The organism is Pseudomonas sp. HMWF006, assembly GCF_003061205.1.
Classification (GTDB): domain Bacteria; phylum Pseudomonadota; class Gammaproteobacteria; order Pseudomonadales; family Pseudomonadaceae; genus Aquipseudomonas; species Aquipseudomonas monsensis.
The window spans coordinates 670-3,407 of the sequence record NZ_QAIU01000363.1 but is presented as its reverse complement, the minus strand read 5'-3'; the positions used below and the strand labels follow the sequence as shown (position 1 = coordinate 3,407).

General features: G+C 60.0%; 5 protein-coding genes and 1 pseudogene. All 6 read left to right on the top strand.

Features of this window, described 5'->3' with window-relative positions; all coding sequences use genetic code 11:
- On the top strand, positions 1-588 hold a 588-nt coding region (locus DBR24_RS14925; RefSeq protein ID WP_146189052.1), incomplete at its 5' end, for a cobalt-precorrin-5B (C(1))-methyltransferase.
- Entirely contained in the window at positions 585-1,313 is a 729-nt protein-coding gene (locus DBR24_RS14920; RefSeq protein ID WP_128615146.1) for a cobalt-precorrin-6A reductase, read from the top strand. The genes DBR24_RS14925 and DBR24_RS14920, both read left to right, overlap by 4 nt.
- 159 nt (positions 1,314-1,472) lie before the next feature.
- Positions 1,473-1,775: a type II toxin-antitoxin system RelE/ParE family toxin gene (locus DBR24_RS14915; protein ID WP_128615145.1), complete on the top strand. Its 303-nt coding sequence runs from the start codon at positions 1,473-1,475 to the stop codon at positions 1,773-1,775.
- A gap of 3 nt (positions 1,776-1,778) precedes the next feature.
- Positions 1,779-2,069, top strand: coding sequence for an addiction module antidote protein (locus DBR24_RS14910; RefSeq protein WP_003221244.1), 291 nt, complete (start codon positions 1,779-1,781; stop codon positions 2,067-2,069).
- 97 nt (positions 2,070-2,166) lie between these two features.
- Positions 2,167-2,565 (top strand): DUF2946 domain-containing protein, encoded by a 399-nt coding sequence (locus tag DBR24_RS14905; protein WP_123471018.1) that lies wholly within the window; start codon positions 2,167-2,169, stop codon positions 2,563-2,565.
- Between the two features lie 48 nt (positions 2,566-2,613).
- A pseudogene (locus tag DBR24_RS32235) lies at positions 2,614-2,738 on the top strand (copper resistance protein CopZ); the annotation flags it as partial.

Below are 2,738 nucleotides of genomic sequence, written 5' to 3'. Positions count from 1 at the left end.
ATTCTCGGTGGCCTGTCGATTCTGGGTACCAGCGGCATCGTCCGGCCGTTCTCCTGCGCGGCGTACATCGCCTCGATCCACCAGGGCATCGACGTCGCCCGGACTAACGGCTATCTGCACATCGCCGCCTGCACCGGCAACGCCAGCGAAGACACCATGCGCCGGGTCTACGACCTGCCGGAAATCGCCCTGATCGAAATGGGCGACTTCGTCGGCGCGGTGCTCAAGCATCTGCGCAAAGTGCCTGTGGATAAACTCAGCCTGTGCGGCGGCTTCGGCAAGATCAGCAAACTGGCAGCGGGGCACATGGATCTGCACTCGCGGCATTCCAGTATCGACCTGCCGCAACTGGCGGAATGGGCGGCGGCGATTGGCGCCGATGAGGCGTTGCAGCAAGGCATTCGTGAGGCCAATACCAGTCAGCAAGCCTTGGCGATGGCCAGTGCGGCGGGGATTGCGCTCGGTGATGAGGTCTGCCGCCATGCGCTGAATTTCGCCCGCAGCGTGGTGCCGGCGCAGGTGCAGGTCGAGGTGTTTGCGATTGATCGTCAGGGCGGCATTGTCGGCCACGCCGGAGGTTTTGCATGATGCGGATACTGTTGCTCGGCGGCGTCACCGAAGCGCTGGCCATCGCCCGCACGCTGGGGCCAGAACATATTTACAGCCTGGCCGGCGTGGGCCGGGTGCCGACCGACCTGGCCTGCCAGGTGCGTGTCGGTGGCTACGGCGGCGCCGAAGGGCTGGCGCAGTTCATTCGCGCGGAAGGCATCGACCTGCTATTCGATGCCACCCACCCCTACGCCGCGCAAATCAGCCATAACGCCGCCCTCGCCGCGCGCCGGGCCGGCATCCCCTGCTGGGCCCTGCGCCGTCCCGCGTGGCAGCCGCAAGCGGGTGACGACTGGCGCGAGGTCAGCGACTGGGCCGAACTGACCGAAGCCCTCAAACCGTTCCGCCGCCCGTTGTTCACCCTCGGTCGCGAGCCATTGCAACACCTCGACGAAATCCCCAGCGAGCAGTTCTGGACCCTGCGCGCCCTCGACGTCTACCCCGGCAACGAACGCTGCGAAGTCATCGGCGCCCGTGGGCCGTTTCTGCTGGAAGACGAGCGTGCGCTGTTTGAGCGCCGGCAAATTGATGTGCTGATCAGCAAGAACAGCGGCAGCACCGCGACCGAGCCGAAGCTGGAAGTGGCGCGGGAGTTGGGAGTGCCGGTGCTGGTGTTGAAGCGGCCGGTGTTGCCGGGGGTTGATCGGGAGTTTCTGACGACGTCTGAAGTCCTTAATGCACTGCTCACGTCAGACTTTTCCTGATTTCAAATTTATCTGCGAATTAACCGGCTTGTTTTGAGGAAGCAGCCGACTGGTCTTCGCTATCCCCTCGCCCAATACTTCGGTTCCTTTAATCCATCCAGGCAGACAACCGCAGAAAAGCGGCTTGCCAGACTGTATCCCAAGGAATACGACCCTGACATGATCGAACTTGAACGATCCCGTGTATTTTCCGAATGGCTCGACTCGTTGAAAGACATCATCGGCAAAGGCCGAATCATCTCCAGACTTCGAGCAGCCGAACATGGCAACTTTGGCGATTACGGTTTTGTCGGTGACACCGTTTACGAAATGCGTGTTCACTACGGTCCTGGTTACAGGATGTCCTTCACTCGTCGAGACGACGTGATTTATCTGCTTTTGATCGGGGTCGATAAATCGACACAACGGCGTGATATCAAGCGCGCCGTACAAATGGCACATAGCATCGGTAATGAGGAGTAAGTCATGACCGAAAAATTCACCCGTTTCGACGCCGCCGAATACCTCAAAACTCCCGAGGATATGGCGGCGTATCTGGACGCTTGCTTTGATGATGATGAAGGCGATGGCGTACTCATCCGTGCAGCACTGAATGACATAGCCCGAGCTCAGGGCATGACACAGGTGGCACGTGATGCCGGCCTGGGTCGTGAAAGTCTCTATAAAGCGCTGAGCAGCACTGGTAACCCCGAATTCGCAACTATCATGAAGGTCATGAAGGCTTTGGGTTTGAGATTGCACGCCGTCGCGGTTTGATTGATCTGCGACACCAAACCGCACGACGCCTTTTTACTTATCGGCCCTGATCAGGCTAAATAGCGGCGCCTGATCGCCCACCCAACGGATCTGTCCCATGAACCGACACCGGCTCGCATTTGCCTGGATCGCCTGCTTCGCAGTGCTGTTCAACATGCTCGCCATGCCGATGACGGGGGCGATGGCGCAGGCGGCCAGTTCACCGGCCGAACAATTGCTGTGGAGCAGTTTCTGCACCGGCAGCGGGACGAAGATGGTGGCGATCGACATCGGTGCCACCGATCAGAAGGCCCCGAACAACGACACTCATTCGAACATGCAGCATTGCTGGTGCTGCTCGGGCTCGGCGCCATTGGTGGCGTTGCCGGGTCATACACCGCAGTTGTATTTCGCCCGCTACGAAAGCAATCGCAGCGTGGCGCCACCCTCGTTGCAAACACCGACACCGCGCCAGCAATGGCCGAGCCTCAACCCCCGCGCCTCGCCTCTGGTTTGATTTGTTCTCGCAATTGACCTGCGTATCAAATCGTTCTGGAGAACTGCCATGTTGAACAAACTCTTCGTCATCGCTGCGCTGTTGCTGCCTGCGTGCTTCGCCCATGCCCACGAATACAAGGCCGGCGAGCTGGAAATCGCTCACCCGTGGTCGCAGGAACTGCCGCCCAATGC

What these genes read in the sequence shown, in the direction of transcription:
- DBR24_RS14920 (WP_128615146.1), top strand. Translation starts at nt 585, where the DNA reads ATGATGCGGATACTGTTGCTCGGCGGCGTCACCGAAGCGCTGGCCATC.
- DBR24_RS14915 (WP_128615145.1), top strand. Translation starts at nt 1,473, where the DNA reads ATGATCGAACTTGAACGATCCCGTGTATTTTCCGAATGGCTCGACTCG.
- DBR24_RS14910 (WP_003221244.1), top strand. Translation starts at nt 1,779, where the DNA reads ATGACCGAAAAATTCACCCGTTTCGACGCCGCCGAATACCTCAAAACT.
- DBR24_RS14905 (WP_123471018.1), top strand. Translation starts at nt 2,167, where the DNA reads ATGAACCGACACCGGCTCGCATTTGCCTGGATCGCCTGCTTCGCAGTG.